Origin of the sequence: Paenibacillus radicis (ex Xue et al. 2023), assembly GCF_024722015.1 — a bacterium.
Taxonomy (GTDB): Bacteria; Bacillota; Bacilli; order Paenibacillales; family NBRC-103111; genus Paenibacillus_S.
The window spans coordinates 180,583-199,503 of the sequence record NZ_JANQBD010000019.1; the positions used below are offsets into that span (position 1 = coordinate 180,583).

Consider the following 18,921-nt stretch of genomic DNA (forward strand, 5'->3'; position numbering starts at 1 on the left):
TTATCTTGGAGAAGTTATGGATCAGAAGGATTGTACAATTTTTGAAAAACAGTGAAAAAGAAAGAAATCGCAAGAAATTCATAGCCAATCATTTTCTGAAAAACGCCTCATTCCATATCCTGTAAGAAGCTTTCATCATAGCTAAAAGGACTGAATCAACCGGAACAGCGTTTGACTATAGAACATCAGTTCTATAAAGTTTTGAGGTGAGCGCTCAAGCTTTTATGGCCATACGAGTTCATTCATTTATAGAGAAAAGGTGATCCTTCCTTGTCAATTTTTATGGAACCCCGCGTAACCGATGATTCTGAGGTAAGGGAAGAAGTATTCGCCCATTTAGCGGAATTATTCAGCTTGCGAATTTATAGTTATGTCCCCAATTTTTTAGGTTTACATAATATGAAGTGGATTGTGACAACTAATGCCGGGGAACTGTTCGTTAAATGCTACCACCCTAAGCGGTATCAACTGACCGATTCCGATCGCCGTGCCAAAATTGGACGTTCGCTTTCGTTTCAGCATGTGCTGCACAATCAGGCGGGTGTGTGTCCCGGAGTGTGGAGCCGGAATGGAGAATACATTTTTCAATCCCCATCGGGTCATTGCTATGTGGTCATGCAGCATGTGGCGGGCCGTCCGCTTCAAGCCGGCTTGGTGGACACAGAGACCATACATAAGCTGGGGAAGGCTGCCGGCCGAATGCATGTCATACTATCAAGCTATCCGGCAGAGGGCGGGAGCTGGGCACCGTCAATGACGACAATGATAGATAAATGGCGAATCAATCTAGAGAAAGCATTAGAGAAGAGCACTCAGAACGAGAAAGCTGTCCGCGCTATCAAAAGGCAAGGAATGCTGCTGTCGAGCCTGGATTTATCAATGTTTAGCGAGCTTGAACACGGTTGGGCGCATTGGGACTTATGGGTCGATAATATGTTGCTCGGCGAAGATTGTGAGGTTCGCTTCGTTGATTTCGATACCGTCCAGTTCGGCTATCCCGAAATCGACATTGCACGATTGCTGCTGTCCTGCACTTTGCACAGGGGGGAGCTTCGCATGGAACCTGCTGCCGCCTTTCTTGCGGGCTACAGGGAGGAACGTCCTTTTCCAAGAGGGCGGCTGCCTTTAGCCTTGAAGCTTGTATGGTGCCGTGAGGCTCACTGGTGGCTAAGGGTCGACATGGACGATTATAATACGCCCCCCAAAAGATTTGCTGAGGAAATGATATGGTTGACCGACCATTGGCATGATCTTGAAGAAGGGTTTGGAGAGTTGTAGCCCTGAATGGACGAAAATGGAAAAAACAACAGATCACCTAAAAACAACCGCTACCTCATTCAAGTGGACTTGTAGGATAATGACAGTACATTTGCATGAGGAGGCATAGTATCGTGAAAAAATGGAATCGGGCTTTATTACCGCTATGTATTGTAATCGCTTTCTCGACTGCCCCGACTGGGGCTTCTGCTGAAACAGCGGAAGTTAAAGTATCTACCGTGGATGAAATCGCTGCTGCGATGAAGAAAGCGCAGCCTGGCGACACGATTGTTATGAAGAACGGCGTTTGGAAGGATGCCGCTGTTGTAGTAACAGGAGAAGGAAAAGAAAATAAGCCTATTACATTGCGCGCTGAAACTCCGGGTCAAGTATGGTTGACCGGTTCCTCTACATTAAATATTGGAGGGTCTTACCTGACAGTCGATGGCTTGGTATTTAAAAACGGGGGAGATATCGATGATTCGGGCGTTATAGAATTCAAGGTTGGTGACATCGAAGCTTCACACTCCCGCCTTACCAATATTCAGATGATCGATTATAATCCATCCAGCAATGAGACGAATACCAAGTGGGTAGGCATATACGGTGACCATAACCGTGTGGATCATTCTTACTTCAAGGGCAAGAAGAATATTGGCGCAACTATGGTAGTATGGAGAGAGAAGGTAGGCGAGAACTACCATCAGATCGATCATAACTATTTTGCCGGACGTCCTATTCTGAGGGATGATAAAGGACAGGTTGTGAGCAACGAAGCGGAGACGCTGCGAATCGGCACGAGTACGCATTCCCTTACGGATTCGTACACTACGGTTGAGGCTAACCTGTTCGAGAATAACGATGGCGAGATTGAGATGATGTCCGTGAAGTCGGGCAAAAACATGATCCGCGGCAATACATTTTTGAACAATGCGGCTACCGTTACGCTTCGTCACGGCAATGGCTCGCATATTGAGAATAACTTCTTCCTCGCTAATGGGAAAGCGAATGCCGGCGCAATTCGCGTTATCGGTGAGGATCATGTCATAGCTAACAATTACATAAGCGGTATTGTTGGTTCTAACGTAACTCGGGGAGCCATCACAATGACCAATGGCATCCCGAATTCAGATCTGAATAAATATTTCCAAGTAAAGAACGTTACTATCGCCAATAACACGTTGGTTAATAATGAGAACAACATTATTGTAGGCGACAAGAAAAGCGCCACTAATTCACTGGCGCCAGCAGGTACCATGCTTGTAAATAATCTTGTAGCAGCAAGCGGGAAAAGTACATTGCCGTTAATCAAGGTGCTTGATGATACCGCCGAGCTTAAGTATGAAGGCAATTTCATGTATGGCGCTGAGCTCGGTATCGATCCGGTAGCCGGCATAACTGTACAGGATCCGAAGCTTGCTCTGGGAGCAGATGGAATTTATCGGACTACTCCGCAAAGCCCTGCCATAAAAGCATGGAGCAATGAGTCCCAAGCACCAGTAATCAACGAGCCTTTGAAGCCGAAGGATGTTGGGCCTGAATGGTTGAAGGGAGTCGAATACGGCAAAATATACTTGGAAGCGAACGGCAAAGCGGTTGCCTTGGAAAAGGAGCCATTCATAGCCTCTGAGCGCACAATGGTACCGGTCAGCGTCATCCAACAGACGTTGGGCGCGGAGATTAAGGGTGATGCTAAATCCTCGGAAATTACTATAAGCCGCAAAGGAAAGACGATAGTGCTGAAGATAGCGGACACTCCAGAGGCGGAGGCGCAAGTGAAGCAAGGAACGGTATTCGTTCCGGTTCGGAAGGTAGCGGAATCGTTGGCTGCAAGGGTAGAATGGAATTCCGACTACAAGCAAATTGCCAATCTGATTACAATCACTCCGTAATTATTGTGTAATCTGTATAATCCGTAATACTATGCTTAACGCGCCCTCGATTGCGCGTCACAAACTCTATCATTTTTCTTTATGATTTTTATGCAAGCACAGTAAGCAGCTCGCCCTACCAGGGTGGGCTGCTTTATTTTAACACATAAGACTTCCATGCCGCTTACGCGACACCACTGATGAATGAAAGTGCTTTACAGCGCTAAAGTAAGGATACTCTTTCATGTTGCTTTAACACATAAGACTTCCATGCCGCTTACGCGACACCACCGATGAATGAAAGCGCCTTACAGCGCTAAAATAAGGATACTCTTTCTAATGTTGCTTTAATGTTGCTTTAGTGATGGCGCGAGAACAGATGATTACAGGTTGCTTTCATTCTAAAGGAAACTTAGGATTTTCGGACGGCTGCCGAAAGAAAGACTATAGATGGAAATCCTCCCGTTAATCCAGCCTGGATTCCGTTTGAAATCAATCTAACTGGAAAAACTCCTGCTAATAGAGGCAATAGGGATGATATCAGACAAAATCCTTAAAATTAGCATGAGAAATTCCAGTTATAGGGCTTGGGACGCTATTTTTCGAGAATATAACGTGACAATTTCCTCATAATTGCGTGAGGTTCGCCAGACTGCCATGCCATGCTGTAAACGAACCCGGAACCCGCGATTAGCACGCGTTGGAGATCGACCTCATAGCTGCATTTCACTGAGAATACCCAAGAATGGCTGTCTCAAAAGGGGCTGTTTCAATAGGGTAAACCCTAGTGAATGAATCCCATAGAATGTGCAAAAGTACCTTTAATTCCAAAATGGAATTGAGGGTGCTTTTGTTCAACCCTATATTCAGGATCAAGGACGCTGAAACGTATTTTTCGAAGCCCTATACGAGAATCTACGTGCTGGAATACGGTTGATTCAACCGAAAAGTGCATAATCAGTAGCGATTAATGGAAATCTATATAGAAATTGCCTACAGAGGTGAATCATGTTCTTTTCCAAATGGTTCAAGAAGCAGCGCAAAGGGCTAATTCGCAATTCGTCGCCTTCATACATCTCTTCTTCAGAGAAGGAAGTAAGGAATGATCTGGCTTCAAAGGTTATTTGGTTCCGTGAACAGCTGCAAAATTGCACGGACATCAAGTTTCATGAGGTTCGCCTACCGGGAGATATTCCTTGTGTATTTATTTATATAGAAGGTATTACCGATCAAAAGCTGCTGCAGGAGCAGGTTTTATCGCCGCTCATGTTTGAAGTAACGGGTGTAACCGGTGCCGAGCTGGTGCTGAAAATCGCAGGCTTAAAGCAGCTGCCTGTCTCATACGTGGAAACCAGTTTGGAATTGGAGGCTGCTTTAAATTCATTATTTGAAGGAACGATAGTTCTTCTGGTTCATAACGAGCCGCAGCTCATTTTATTTCCGATGAAAGCTCTGGAGAAGAGGGCGATCCCCCAGGCGGAGAACGAAACTGTAATTCGAGGGCCGAAGGAAGCCTTTGTTGAAGATATCTCTACCAATATCACCATGATTCGCAGAAAAATCAAGCATCCCGCTCTAAAGCTGGAGCATTATCAGTTCGGTTCATATACCAGAACGGCTGCTGTCATTTGTTATATTGAAGGCATATGTGAACAGAAGCTGATCGATGAAGTGAAGAAACGATTATCTCGGATTGACATTGACGGGGTGCTTGGCAGCAGTTATATCGAGGAGTTTATTGAGGATAATCCCTACTCTCCCTTTCCTCAGGTTCAATACACGGAACGGCCGGATGTCGTATCCGCAGCGCTGCTGGAAGGCAGAGTCGCTATTCTAATAGATGGAACGCCAATTCCTCTTATCGTGCCTGTTACTTTGTACATGCTGCTTCAATCACCTGAGGATTATTATCAAAGGTTTGTTGCTGCGACTTGGATCCGCTGGATTCGTTACATCTTTTTATTGATCTCCTTTTTGCTGCCCTCTATTTATATAGCGGTAAGCACGTTCCACCCGGAAATGCTGCCTCCCAATCTATTGATTACAGTTGCATCAGCCCGTGAGGATGTCCCGTTTCCTGCCATTATTGAAGCCTACATTATGGAAATCACATTTGAGGCGCTCAGGGAAGCGGGACTGCGGATTCCCAAGCCTATAGGACAAACCATTTCCATTATTGGAGCATTGGTAATCGGTCAAGCTGTAGTTCAGGCAGGAATCGTTTCCGCGCCTATGGTTATAGTTGTTTCCATTACGGGAATTGCATCGTTTATTATCCCGCATTTCGATCTGGGACTAACCTTTCGGCTATTGCGTTTCCCGGTTATGATTCTTGCCGCAAGCTTCGGCTTGTATGGGGTTATTATTAGTATTTTACTTATTTATGTGCATCTGGTTTCGTTAAGATCATTCGGTACGCCTTATCTTTCACCTACTGCGCCAATCGTTTTTAGCGATTGGAAGGATGTACTGATTCGGGCTCCATGGTGGATGATGAAGAAGAGGCCCCTGCTGTATGGAACCAATGATGATAAGCGGCAAACTTATCGGAAAAGGCCGCAAATTCCAGAGGATGATGGAGATTAACGATGCTGCGTAAGCGAACAACAGGTGTAGGACTCTTATTGGCCTTGTGGTGTTTGCTGATTTTAACCGGATGCTGGTCCAGAGTTGAGATTAACGATCGGGCTTTCGTGACGGCAATATATGTTGACCGTTTAGAGGATGGCGACTATGAGTTGTCCATAGGCTTTCCTCTGCCTAACCGGATTGCTTCAGGAGGAGGCTCATCCACGGGGCTAGGCAGCAGCGGCGGCGGTGGCGGCAATCCATATACGATAGTGACTAAAAAAGCTGAGAGTATAGCCATTGCGCTCCGTTTGATTCGCTCGGACTTAAGCCGGGAAATCTCGTGGGGACACTGCCGGGTTATTGTAGTCGGGAGGAAGATGGCAGAATCGGGGGTCAATCCTATCCTTGAATTCGTAGCCCGAGAACCGAACTTTCATACCAAGAGCTATTTCATGGTTGCCCCAAACAGGGCAAGGGAAATCTCCTATTTAACGCCTGTATTTGAAAGGCTTCCTGCGGAAGTGCTCCGCGAATTTGCGAAGCGGAAAGTGACGCTGGATACGAGCATTAAAGATTTTCTGGAGTCAGCGGCAACAGACGGGGATACGGCTGCGGCTATGCTAACTATAGGGGATACGGAAATGCTGAGTGAAAAAGGGAAGAAAAGTACTTGGGTTGGAACCGATGGAGCGGCTATTTTCAGGAAGGATAAAATGATCGGGACATTCGATGTCAAGGAAATGAGAGCATGGCTATGGTTAAAAGGAAAAATGAGAAATGCGATGATTTCATTAAAGTCTCCGACGGATGGCAAAACGATCAGCTTTATCATTCTGAGCTCCAAAGCAGCTGTACATCCCGTTGTCCAAGGGGGGAAGATCCGCTTTAATATTAGCGTTGAAGCAGAGGATGACATCATGTCGTCTGAATCTAACATTGATTTAACAAATCCGGAGCAAATACTCAAAGTACAGAATATGCTTTCGCGGCAGCTAAAAGGAAGAATTCAGCATGCCATTCGGAAATCTCAAAATATGGGGGCGGATGTGTTCGGATTCGGCCGGCTTCTGAATTGGAATTATCCCAATGTATGGAAGGAACATGAGGAGCAGTGGCTGACCACATATAAGAAAGTTGAGTTTAATGTGGACGCCAAGGTAAATGTAAAAAGAACCGGAACGGAAAAAAATCCGATCATACGTCAGTTTCATCGCTAAGGCGGCTAACCATGACTACTATTACGATTGTTTTTATAGTGATAGCTTCGCTGGAATGGAATTTTCTAAGACATCACCAACGGAAGAAAAGGACCTATTGGCTGGCGGGCTGCTCTTTACTTGCGGCCTACGTATATATAATGCTGGTTTACTCTGTTAAGAGCTTTCCGAGCCCTAATGGTTGGATTGAATTTGTGTTTGGCAAGTAGCTTTATTGGCTAGCTACGAAGTAAGGGAGGTAACCGTTATGCAGCGAATATCCCAGCTAGAGCTTGGAATATTATTCATCCTGTTTCATTTTTCTACGGCAACGGGATTTTTAATGTCCTTGCTTTTTTCAACTGCAGCTTATCAAGGCTGGTTGACTCTGATTGTTGCTGCCGCTGGAGGACTGCTGATTACCTATATATCGATTGTACTTGCGAAGCAGAGAGCGAGTGAATTCCTCGTTCATTATGGAAAGGAGCTGGTCGGCCGGTGGCCTCATGTCATCCTGATGATAGGCTCCTGTTTCTTTTTTATTCATCTTGCAGGCCTTGTACTGCGTCAGGTTACAGACTTCATGGTGCAGGTATATCTGCCGACCACACCGACATGGGTCGTTGGCGCTTTATTCGCTTTTGTCGTAACGATGGCAGTAAGGACGGGAATCGAGACCATTTTCCGATGCGCTGCAGGCTTTTTTTTCGTTATATTCGGCGTGGGTGCAATTACTCCCTTCATGGTTGCCAATGAGCTTAATTATGATCGTTCGATTGCGCTTTTGACTCATTTGAATGCGGCAAGTTTGTTCAGTAACTCTTATCCTTTCATTCCCTGGTTTGGTGAAATGTTTATGATATTATTTATTTTTCCTTACTTAGCTCATTCACAGAAAACATTCCGTTCGCTGCTGTGGTCGACGGTTACCAGTCTTATTTTTATTGAAATAAGCTTTATTTTATGTTTTCTATTATTCGGCTCTCACCTGTCAGGGCAAATGACTTACCCCATATTAGAAATGATCCGTTTTATCCGCATTGGTGATTTCCTCGAAAATTTAGACCCCGTCGTTGTTGCGATCTGGTTGGGCAGCTTATTTATTAAAGTAAGCATTCTGCTTTATATTCCGGTATTGATCTCTACACAGCTTATGGGGCTTAAAGATACCAGACCGTTTTCCTTTTCCTTCGGTGCGATTATGCTCGGCATTTCCGTAAATATGGTTAATAACACGATTGAGCTCAATGAATTTATTTTACGTTCCTGGCCTACCTTTGCCCTGTTTGTAGAATGCCTGCCGTTAATATATTGGGCGATGTCTATGGTTAAAAAGCGGCGAGCGAATATCTCTTAAACAAAGTCTGCAATCCCTCATGATTATTAGACCTGCCGTATTGATTATGAATTCGCTTAATGGGCAATAATCCAGCTTCTATAACCATTTTACGGCAATGATATGCCATGGTGATTGTAGACATGAATTCATAAGACGTTTAAGTTAAGGAGTATCCTTGGTGAGTATAAACAGATGGGAAACTTTGGAGGGATGTGTGATGCAGGCCGATTCTGCAAAAATTCAAACGCTTACAGCTTCTAAGATGGTCATCTTCAACCGCCGGATCAAAAAGCAGAAATGGTTTTATCTCATGCTGCTTCCCGGGCTATTATACTTCCTTATTTATAAATATGTTCCAATGTGGGGCGTTCTGATAGCCTTTCAGGATTACCAGCCGTTCCTGGGTTTTTTTGGAAGTAAATGGGTTGGCTTTAAGCACTTTGAAACTTTTTTCAATGATGAGACCTTCTGGATGCTGTTTCGCAACACTTTTATTCTAGCTGTTTACAACATAGTATTCTTCTTTCCATTGCCGATTGTTATTGCCCTCATGTTAAATGAAGTGCGCAAGGATGTATTCAAACGATTAATTCAAACCTTTATCTATATTCCGCATTTTGTTTCCTGGGTTGTGGTAGTCGGGATCAGCTTCCTGTTTTTTTCAACGGAGAGCGGCATAGTCAACAATATGCTGAACAGTGCAGGCAATGAGCCGATCAACTTTTTACTTAGCCGTGATTGGTTTCGTACAATCATTACTTCGCAGGTGATTTGGAAGGAGACAGGCTGGGGTACTATTATTTTTCTTGCAGCGCTCGCTGGCGTTGATCCGCAATTATACGAAGCGGCGCGAATGGATGGGGCTAATCGTTGGCGGCAAATGTGGCATATAACCCTTCCTGCTATTCGCAGTACGATCATTATTTTGCTCATTTTGCGGATTGGCAGCTTTCTTGATTCAGGCTTCGAGCAAATTTTTCTGATGGTCAATCCGATGAACCGGGAGGTTGGTGAGGTGTTTGATACGTACGTGTATTCGACCGGGATTTCACAGGGCAAATTCAGCTACAGTACAGCGGTCGGTATGTTTAAATCAGTAGTGGGGTTAATCTTGGTCGCCTCTGCGAACCGTCTAGCTAAACGATTTGGCGAAGAGGGAATTTACTGACAAAAGGAGGGAACAGAGATGTTAGACCATCGATTGCCCGGTAGAATCTTGGATGGAATGAATTATTTATTGCTATTGCTTGTCGCGGCTGCGTGCGTGCTGCCATTCATCTATATTTTGGCGTCTTCACTGACAGCTCCGGAGGAATTATTGAAGAAGGGATTTATATTATTCCCAACCAAATTTTCTCTCGAAGGCTACCGTTATATTCTTTCGACCGATATTATTTTATCCAGCCTTGGCGTTTCTATTTTCATAACGGTAGCTGGAACCTTGGCTAATTTGCTTTTCACTGCACTGATGGCATATCCGCTTGCGCAAAGAGATCTGATGGGCGTAAAGCTGTTCATGAAGCTGGTAGTATTCTCCATGCTGTTTAGCGGCGGAATGATTCCCACATATTTAGTAGTGAAGGAGACAGGCCTTCTCGACAGTCCGGCCGCACTTATTGTTCCAGGCTTGATAAGCGCATTTAACCTGATTATTATGCGCAGCTTCTTTCAACAGCTTCCCGATGGGCTTGAGGAGGCCGCAAGAATTGACGGCTGCAGCGACATCGGAATTTTGTTCCGAATAGTGCTTCCTCTGTCAGCGCCTGTACTTGCGTCACTTGCTTTGTTTTACGCGGTGGGACATTGGAACGCTTACTTTAACGCCATTTTATACGTCAATGAAAGTAAGTTTTGGCCTATCCAGGTATGGTTAAGGCAGATCGTTATATTATCACAAGGAGGGATCGGGGATTCTACTCAGTTTGATGACAGCTACGTAGCTCCACCGGCAGAAACGATCAAGATGGCCGTTATTGTCATTTCTATTTTACCTATCTTAATTGTATATCCGTTTCTGCAAAAGCATTTTGCCAAGGGAGCATTATTGGGGTCAGTGAAAGGCTAAATATACGAAAGAAAGAGGAGATTTTGTATGAAAACCAATGCATCCAGCAAGTCTATTAAATTGCTCACGGTTGTTTGCGCCACCTGCTTAACAGCTTCGATGCTGACAGCTTGCACTTCCTCCAAGACAGAAGCACCAACTGGACAACAACCGGCGGCGGGTACCCCTGCAAAACCGTTGGAATTAAAAGTCATGATGATTCAGCAATCCCCGGAGCCACCTAAAAAGGATAGTCCTTTTTTAAAGAAAATTGAGGAATATACGAATACAAAGCTGGATATCACCTGGGTACCGGGGGCGGGAACGGCTTATGATGATAAGGTAAGTGCAACGATTGCTTCCGGTAATTTGCCCGAGGTGATCCTGCTTCGGAAAACGAAAGAGACAGCGAACCTGAATGCGCAGCTGTCAGGTGCATTCTGGGAGTTAACCCCCTACCTGAAGGACTACAAAAATTTAAGCAAAATGAGTCCGGTAGCAGTAAAGAACGCAAGTATCAGCGGGAAGCTGTACGGTATTCCGAGAGAGCGTGTGCTTTCCCGTTACGGAATGATCATCCGCAAGGATTGGCTCGATAGTCTGGGGCTGCAGATGCCTAAGTCATCTGAAGATCTTTACAAAGTAGCTAAAGCGTTTACAGAAAATGATCCGGATAAAGATGGCAAGAAAAATACGTTCGGCATTCAAGAGGACGCCACCATGGAGCTGCTCAAGCAATTGGCTATTTACAACGGTGCTCCGAACGGCTGGGGCTTGAAGGATGGCAAGGTTATCCCTGATTTTATGGCTCCGGAATTCAAGCCGGCATTGGATTTGTATAAGAAAATGGTCGCTGAAAAAATCATAGCTTCGGATTTCCCCATAGCTAAAAAATATGATTACTTCAATCAAGGAAAAGCCGGCATGTATTTCTCCGTTATCGATGACGGCTACGGCCGCCATATAGATATGATAAAGCAGGACCCTAAAGTAGTGGTTGATGTCGCGCAAAATTTTGACGGGCCGCAGGGACAACGAGTAAGAGGTACTACTGGCTATGATTCATTGATTGCAATTCCTAAGTCAAATGTAAAAGATGAAGCGAAATTGAAGCAAATTCTCGGATTCCTGGATAAAATGGGCGATGAGCCGATGCTGTCCTTGATTAATGCTGGAATAGAAGGAACGGATTATAAGACTGAAAACGGAAGCGCGAAAAAAATCGACGGGTCCAAGGGCTCTGACGACTGGCAAAACTTTAGATGGGGCAATCAATATGCGGGTGTGAAAATTCAGAAAACACCGCTGGAGCAAAAGATCGACAAGCTATTTACGGATAACGAAAAAATAGGGGTCGTTGATTTAAGTGCTTCCCTGCTTTCAGATATGAACACACAAAAAGGTGTTGATCTGAAGAAGGCTGTTACGGATGCTCAAGTTAAATTCGTTCTTGGTGAGCTGGATGATAAAGGCTGGGAGGCTGCTGTTGCCAAGTGGCGCTCCGGTGGTGGAGACAAAATCATCGAAGAGTTTACTGCTGATTATAACAAGAGCAGCGGTAAGTAAAGCCTGATCTTTACTGGAGTCCGCCGAATCCTCGGCGGATTTGCCTGGTTTAAGGCCGACGAATTCTAACAACGAATAGAAGGAACTGGTGACGATGACAAAGCCGCTTAAATTACCGCAACCGTTCGAGCCTTTGTTCGACTATCCGATTCGTGACACCTCGATCTGTATAGGTGGCGATGGTTATTATTATTTGACAGGAACGACTGGCTCACCTGATTGGTGGGCTGTTACGGGAGATATTCAAGTATGGAAATCGGCGGATATGCACACATGGACTCCGGTTATAACCGAGCCACGTAAAAGATCTACAGTATGGAACGTAGATCGCGACGGTACTTGGCAGAAGGAGACAGCCCTTCGCGACGGCGCACCGTTCCGCCCACTTTGGGCTCCGGAAATTCATTATTTGAAGGGCACTTTCTGGATCACGTACAGTATCCCGAGGTTAGGCAACGGTTTATTAAGAAGCGTCAGCGGGAGGGCGGAAGGCCCCTATATGGATCATATTGCCACCAATTCACCACTCAGCCCACATATTGATGCTTCGTTATTTCAAGACGATGACGGTACCGTGTATTTCTTGTGCGATAACGGTAAGATTGCCAGGATGAACGAGGATATGACGGCTTTGGCAGAGGAGCTTAGGCTGTTGAGTCCATCCAATGCCGAGCATGTTGGCTTTGAAGGAACCTTTCTGTTCAAGGCCCATGGCAGGTATTACCTGGCTGGAGCAGAATTTATTGCAGGAGATTACCACTGCTACGTAGCAAGCTCGGACCATATATATGGTCCTTATGGTGAACGCTATTTAGCCGTTCCGCATGGAGGACACAATACGTTTTTTCAGGATAAAAGCGGACAATGGTGGAGTACATTTTTCGGTAACGACTCCAATGCGCCTTTTCGGGAGAGGCCTGCCGCGTTGAAGGTTGAATTCGATGAACAATTACGAATTCGACCCGTGTTGTAACGGGAAGCCGAGCTGATGCTTACCAAGTAAGTTTTGCTTAGCAAAACTCTCAGGAGGGATGAAATTGACTGCTTTGAATTTGAACCTTATTCAGTCACCCATATTGCTCCATGGAAATAAACATATCGGATACCGCGATCCAGCCGCAATTTATTATGATGGTGTATTCAGGCTGTATTATACTCTGGTTGAGACGGAGCCCGATGGTCAAGTATTTATGTACACGGCGATGAGCCATAGCGTGGATCTTGTGACTTGGAGCGAGCCGACGCGCTTGACACCGAGAGACCGCAGCTTGAACTATTCAAGCCCGGGCAACATTATCCGTTACAAGGATCGATGGGTTATGTGTCTCCAAACCTATCCGAGGCCTAACGGAGAGAAATACGGCAATGAGAGCTCCCGGATTTGGAGCATGGAGAGCACGGACCTCGTACATTGGACAGTGCCGGAGCTTCTTCTGCTGAAGGGAGATCAAGTTCCAGTCGAGTCTATGGGGCGGATGATCGATCCTTATTTGATCGAAGACAAGGATGAACCGGGCAAATGGTGGTGTTTCTATAAACAGAACGGCGTCAGCCATTCCTATTCGCATGACTTGATTCATTGGACGTACTGCGGAAACGAAAGCGCTGGAGAGAACGTTTGTATTTTGAAAGATAAGGATCAATACATTATGTTTCATTCTCCGGAGAATGGAATTGGGATCATGAGATCTTTTGATTTGAAAAACTGGAATCATGCTGATGCCTTGCTGACATTAGGACAACAGGATTGGGATTGGGCTAGAGGGAGGATAACCGCGGGCTTTGTACTGGATTGCAGACTAGTTCCCGGAATTCAGAAATTCCTTATGTTCTTTCACGGAACCGGTCCCGAGGATGAACGCGTAATCTTCGATACCCACGCATGTATTGGGATCGCATGGAGCGATGATCTTGTTGAGTGGCAATGGCCTTAGGAGCATCTTTCACAAACTATAAGCAGTGATGACGGTATGATTTTTAAGAAACCTTAATAGAAATCGGTGTAGTGCTCAACATGAAAAAGCTGCCAGAAGGTCACTGTAAGCCGGCCCTCGCAGTTTTTTTGCTTAATGAGTCCTTTTGAGCTTTTTTATTAAATAGACTACAATGTTACATAGTAGAAAACTTTCACGTTTGCATCGGAGGGAACCGCATGTCCAGGCTGTTTACATCCAACTATTTGGTTCGACTCCTCATATTCAGTCTTCTGATCGGCACGGTTCCAGTGGTTACGTTAGGCACCTTATCCTTCATTCGAGCGAAAGACAGCGTTCAACAGAAGGTTAATGATAGTAATATGCAGCTTCTGCAGCAAACCCAAAAAAATGTGGAGCAGGTGCTGCAATTATTTGAGAACCTCATGACCCAGTATGTGAGCACTTCACTTGTGAGGGAAGCGTTACAAACGTCCATTACCGAGCGTAATTTTGAAATGTTAAATGAGCTGACCGCAGGGTTGAACAAAATGCAGCCGTACGAGCTGGGCGCGAAGAACGTGTACATGGCCAATCTGAAAAACGGATGGATCATCTCCAACCAAGGTTATTCAAAGCTTGAGGATTCCGACATGTTGGAGTCTGTTGAGAACTACATTCAAGCCGAGGCAGCTTCCTATTGGACTAGTGTCGTCTCTCAGAAGCAATCGGACAGTCAGACTGCACTCAGCCTTACGCATGACCCGGCTTTGGGTGTCAGGCTTATAAAGAAGCTTCCGCTTGGTTCTCTTAGCAGCACCGGGTTGATTATAGGCGAGCTACCGGCCTACTCTTTGGAGAAGCTTGTGTTTAACGAATCGCCGGATCGCGAGACCATCATTCTGGATCGGGAAAACCGGTTGTTAACGCAGCCCGAAGGACGAGTAATCCAATCTACGGAAGAGTTGAACCACGCTATTGAAAGCATTAATAATTCGGATGACAAGAATAGCGGCTATTTAACGTTCAAGACTCATAATGAAACGATAGGTGTTATGTACCGCCAATCTGCCTATAACGGCTGGAAGTATTTGTCCTTCTCCTCTGTAAGCGATATTACCAAAGATTCCCGGGCAATAGGCTGGTACACTCTGTACGTGTCGCTTGGAGTGTTCTTAGTGATCTTCTTCCTGTCCTGGGCGGGGTCGAAACGTATGTATTCACCGATTCAACGTATACTGTCCTTTGCTGTCGGCGATCAATCATCTGATGACCGCCACATCAAGGATGAGCTTCAATTCATTGGTGATCATATTCATTCGCTGCGAAATTCCCAGACGGAGCTGCGCGATCAGCTGCGCAAGCATTCCAAGCAGTTGGAGGCCTTCTTTATCCGCAGGCTTCTGCAAGGGGAAATCCGGCCTGGAGAAACGCGGGAACGCTGGCAGCAGTTCTCTTATGATTCGGAACCTGCTCAGTTCGGTGTGATGACAGTCCAGATCGATAACATCGAGAATACAAGATATACCGAGAGTGATCTTGATTTATTGATGTTTGCCATCAACAATATTGTGGGAGAGCTTATTCCTGCCACGCAACGCTTGGAGCCGGTTGTTATGGTGAACAATCAAGTTACCATATGCCGCAGCGGAATAGAAGAAGGCAATGATTACGGGAATGACTTGTACCGGTTTGCCGAACGGATTCAAGCAACAATCCGGGAGCTGCTGAACCTCAAGATCAGCATCGGCATCAGCCGTCTGTATACGGATATCAACGATACACCGCATGGCTACAAGCAAAGCCTGGAAGCCTTAACCTACAGAGTGCGTTTTGGCGAGCAGGTGATCCTGCCTTTTGACAGCGTATTGCCCGACACCCGTATTGCCGCGGCCTATCCGGATTGGCTTGAGAAAGAGCTGATCGATGCGGTCAAGACGGAAGAAAGAGATAAAGCGCGGGATATTCTAAAAGAGTTTATTCAAAAGGTGCTGGGCGATTATCCGCGTTACTATGATTTTCAGATGGCTATGACGAGGCTGCTAATCGATTTGATTCGCGAATGGCAGGAGGCAGGGGAATCGGTGAACCCTCTCCAGGCATCGGGCAAGCCGATAAACGAGCATCTGCTGGAGCTTAAGACGGCCGAAGAGATCGAGGAATGGATTTTCCACGATGTTATCGAACCAATGATGGCCGCGCTGCACCAACGTTGGGAAAGCCAGAATAAGAAAATATCCGAACGGATGTTGGATATGATTCATATGGAGTTTGAAAGCGAGCTTACCTTGGAGCTGTGCGCTTCCAGATTGAATTATCATCCCAATTATATAAAGACGGTTTTCCGCAAGGAGACGGGCAGTAATTTCAGCGACTACCTGTCGAAATATAGATTGTCTGTAGCAAAGCAATGGCTGGTGGAGACGGATATGAAGATTAACGAAATTGCCGAAAGGCTCCAATACCATAATTCGCAAAATTTTATCAGGTATTTCCGCAAGCTGGAGGATATGACTCCTGGGCAGTACCGTGAAAAGCATCGCTAATCCGTCATTACGTGGAGCTTAAGATATAAGTGTAAATGATCAAGATGCAGAAAACACGGAAGACATAGGAAAAACTGTAACATATGGTCCGTCCGTAAAAGTGAGCCGCCCTTACATTCTTATTTGAAGGTAAGGGCGGCTTTTTTGCCTATATGGAATTTATATGTTTCGGGGCTCCCCGCAAAGTATCTGAATCAACTTCGAAGCAAGACCCCACTTTGTGGGGATTTTTTATATGTTTCGGGGCTCCCCGCAAAGTATCTGAATCGACTTCGAAGCAGGACCCCACTTTGTGGGGATTTTTTATATGTTTCGGGGCTCCCCGCAAAGTATCTGAATCGACTTCGAAGCAAGACCCCACTTTGTGGGGATTTTTTACGCGCTGTAATGATTACTCGGTCTGCCCCTATGATTATTACCACCCGATAGATGCTGTTGGGATTGTCGACAGGAATCCGGCTGCTTAGTACGCTGATATATATGGAATGGGGGATTATTATGAGCGCTATTAACATCAAAGATTTTGGTGCAATTGGGGATGGAATTTCACTGGATACCCTGGCTATACAGGCGGCAATTGACTTTTGCAATGAGCAAGGCGGAGGAACGGTAACTGTACCGAAGGGCAATTATTTATCAGGCACCCTTATGCTAAAATCAAACGTGAACCTTCATTTGGAAGCAACGGGTCGAATTGTTAGCAGCATGGATGAGAAGGATTTTACACCGGACCCTAACGTGGGTACCTGCGGTTTAATTAGTGCGCGTCATGCCAGCTGTGTGTCGGTGACGGGCCCGGGAATTATTGATGGTCAGGGAGAACGGTTTTTGCAGGCGGATGACGGTCAAGGAGATCATGTGCTGCTGCCGCTGCAGGATTTCCGTCCGAAGCTTGTGGACTTGGAAGGTTGTACGGATGTACTATTCCGGGATGTTACCCTATACCGAGCATCATCCTGGTGTCTTCATATGACAGGTTGCCGTCGTGTTAATGTGCAGGGCATCAAAATTCTCGGTCAATTGCGCGGTCCTAATAATGATGGCATTGATCCGGATAGCTGCTCGGATGTGCATATATCGGACTGTCACATAGAAGCCGGGGATGACTGCATTGTGTTGAAGACTACGAAGCACGGGGCTGCCGCATATGGAGCCTGCGAGAATATTACGGTCACTAATTGTACGATGATTTCAAGATCCTGCGCTTTAAAGATTGGAACGGAGACGTTCGCCGATATTCGCAATGTCGTATTCCAAAACTGTGTGATTCGCTACTCAAACCGGGGGCTGGGCGTATGGGCCAGAAACGGCGGTACGATTGAGAATATTTTGTTTTCCAACATCATTGTTCAAACGCGTCTGTTTAGCGACGAATTCGAGCAGCAGCGCAAGCGTAAATGGTGGGGCAAAGGAGAAGCTATCTTCGTATCGGCGGAGCGCAGACGAGAGCATGGATTTCCCGGAATTATCCGAAACATCCGGTTTGAGCATATTCTGGCAGAAGCGGAAAATGCCGTTTACCTGGAAGGCTCAGAGGAGAGTATCATCGAAGGTATCTCGATTCACGGCTTGAAGCTGAAGATGCGTGATGAGAGTGGATATCCCGGTGGTGTGTTCGACTCGAATCCATCGTACCGTGGAGTTTTCCATCATCCTATTCCAGCGGTTTTCTGCCGTTACGGGAAGCATATCACGCTGAAGGACATTGATATCGAGTGGCAGAGCCCGCTAAACAAGCATTGGTCTAATGCGTTGTATGGGGAGCATCTTGAGCGATTATCTTTGAGTGAATTCCGAGGCGCTCCGGCTGAATCGGGCGGGACGGCAATTGAGCTCAAGCACGCGGACGGCGTGTCCGTGCAAAATTGCAAGGCAGAGCTGGGGACAGGCACGTTCCTGCTGCTGGACGATGTGCCAGCAAGCGGCCTGTTCGTCGTCGGCAACGATATGCTAGAAGCGGAAACGGCAGTCCGATTTGCTGACGGGACGAGCCCGCACTATTTTGCCGCCGCTAACCGCATGCCTGATGGCGGAGCAAGCTAGCTTTATAAATGGAATTTGTTAATTTATAGACGAATGTGGTCGACCACCGTCATGCAACAGACGCACCGAACGCTGGGAACAGCTCCCGGTGCGTCTGTTAGCAGTTACGGCTGAATGTCAGTGGAGATGATGGGAAAAGATTAACGGGAAAACCTCGGAAAACCTCAAGCTAATCTAAAGTAAACATCCAAAGTTAGAAGACTAACAGGAAAACCTCAAGCTAATTTGCAGTAAACATCCAAAGTTAGAAGAATAACAGGAAAACCGGCTAGGCCCCCTAAATCCGGAGTCTTCACCCTTAAATTAGTGGTTTCCTTAGCATAACTCTTTATTTCGAGATTTTTTACAAATATCACCCCTGGGTGCTTGAGGAAGTGCCTCAAAAATCGGGATCGGTGAGCTTCCGATACAGCTCCAAGTTGTCTTCCTTGAGGCATTACGTTGCTCTAGTTGTTGGATTTCTTCTCGCAGTTGGGCTTGCTCCTTTATGTGAATTTCTCCTCTCACTTTCAATGAAAAATTATAATGCTTTATGAAAGATCGTCCGATCTTCGAGCTGCATGACCCACTCCGAA

The 18,921-nt window shown here is 45.9% G+C and carries 13 protein-coding genes; all 13 read left to right on the forward strand.

What is annotated here, in order from left to right:
- Positions 1–270: 270 nt before the first annotated feature.
- Positions 271–1,278, forward strand: coding sequence for a phosphotransferase enzyme family protein (locus NV381_RS24675; protein ID WP_258215952.1), 1,008 nt, complete (start codon positions 271–273; stop codon positions 1,276–1,278).
- Between the two features lie 113 nt (positions 1,279–1,391).
- Positions 1,392–3,149 carry a chondroitinase-B domain-containing protein gene (locus NV381_RS24680; protein ID WP_258215953.1) on the forward strand — a complete coding sequence of 586 codons (1,758 nt, stop codon included), beginning with the start codon at positions 1,392–1,394 and terminating at the stop codon, positions 3,147–3,149.
- A gap of 987 nt (positions 3,150–4,136) precedes the next feature.
- Positions 4,137–5,714 carry a spore germination protein gene (locus NV381_RS24685; protein WP_258215954.1) on the forward strand — a complete coding sequence of 526 codons (1,578 nt, stop codon included), beginning with the start codon at positions 4,137–4,139 and terminating at the stop codon, positions 5,712–5,714.
- A 2-nt stretch (positions 5,715–5,716) separates the two neighbouring features.
- A complete protein-coding gene (locus tag NV381_RS24690) occupies positions 5,717–6,916 on the forward strand; it encodes a Ger(x)C family spore germination protein (RefSeq protein ID WP_258215955.1) in 1,200 nt (399 codons plus the stop codon).
- Positions 6,917–6,927: 11 nt separating this feature from the next.
- Positions 6,928–7,125, forward strand: coding sequence for a hypothetical protein (locus tag NV381_RS24695; RefSeq protein ID WP_258215956.1), 198 nt, complete (start codon positions 6,928–6,930; stop codon positions 7,123–7,125).
- A 38-nt stretch (positions 7,126–7,163) separates the two neighbouring features.
- Positions 7,164–8,252: a GerAB/ArcD/ProY family transporter gene (locus NV381_RS24700; protein ID WP_258215957.1), complete on the forward strand. Its 1,089-nt coding sequence runs from the start codon at positions 7,164–7,166 to the stop codon at positions 8,250–8,252.
- 244 nt (positions 8,253–8,496) lie between these two features.
- Positions 8,497–9,402 (forward strand): ABC transporter permease, encoded by a 906-nt coding sequence (locus NV381_RS24705; RefSeq protein WP_258215973.1) that lies wholly within the window; start codon positions 8,497–8,499, stop codon positions 9,400–9,402.
- Positions 9,403–9,420: 18 nt separating this feature from the next.
- Positions 9,421–10,299, forward strand: coding sequence for a carbohydrate ABC transporter permease (locus NV381_RS24710; protein WP_258215958.1), 879 nt, complete (start codon positions 9,421–9,423; stop codon positions 10,297–10,299).
- Positions 10,300–10,326: 27 nt separating this feature from the next.
- The gene (locus tag NV381_RS24715; RefSeq protein WP_258215959.1) at positions 10,327–11,844 is read left to right on the forward strand and encodes an extracellular solute-binding protein; all 1,518 of its coding nucleotides are present in this window, start codon (positions 10,327–10,329) and stop codon (positions 11,842–11,844) included.
- A gap of 94 nt (positions 11,845–11,938) precedes the next feature.
- A complete protein-coding gene (locus NV381_RS24720; RefSeq protein ID WP_258215960.1) occupies positions 11,939–12,817 on the forward strand; it encodes a family 43 glycosylhydrolase in 879 nt (292 codons plus the stop codon).
- 64 nt (positions 12,818–12,881) lie between these two features.
- Entirely contained in the window at positions 12,882–13,778 is an 897-nt protein-coding gene (locus NV381_RS24725; protein WP_258215961.1) for a hypothetical protein, read from the forward strand.
- Between the two features lie 218 nt (positions 13,779–13,996).
- Positions 13,997–16,303, forward strand: coding sequence for an AraC family transcriptional regulator (locus tag NV381_RS24730; protein WP_258215962.1), 2,307 nt, complete (start codon positions 13,997–13,999; stop codon positions 16,301–16,303).
- A 498-nt stretch (positions 16,304–16,801) separates the two neighbouring features.
- On the forward strand, positions 16,802–18,346 hold the full coding sequence (locus NV381_RS24735; RefSeq protein WP_258215963.1) for a glycoside hydrolase family 28 protein: 1,545 nt from the start codon (positions 16,802–16,804) through the stop codon (positions 18,344–18,346).
- Positions 18,347–18,921 lie beyond the last annotated feature (575 nt).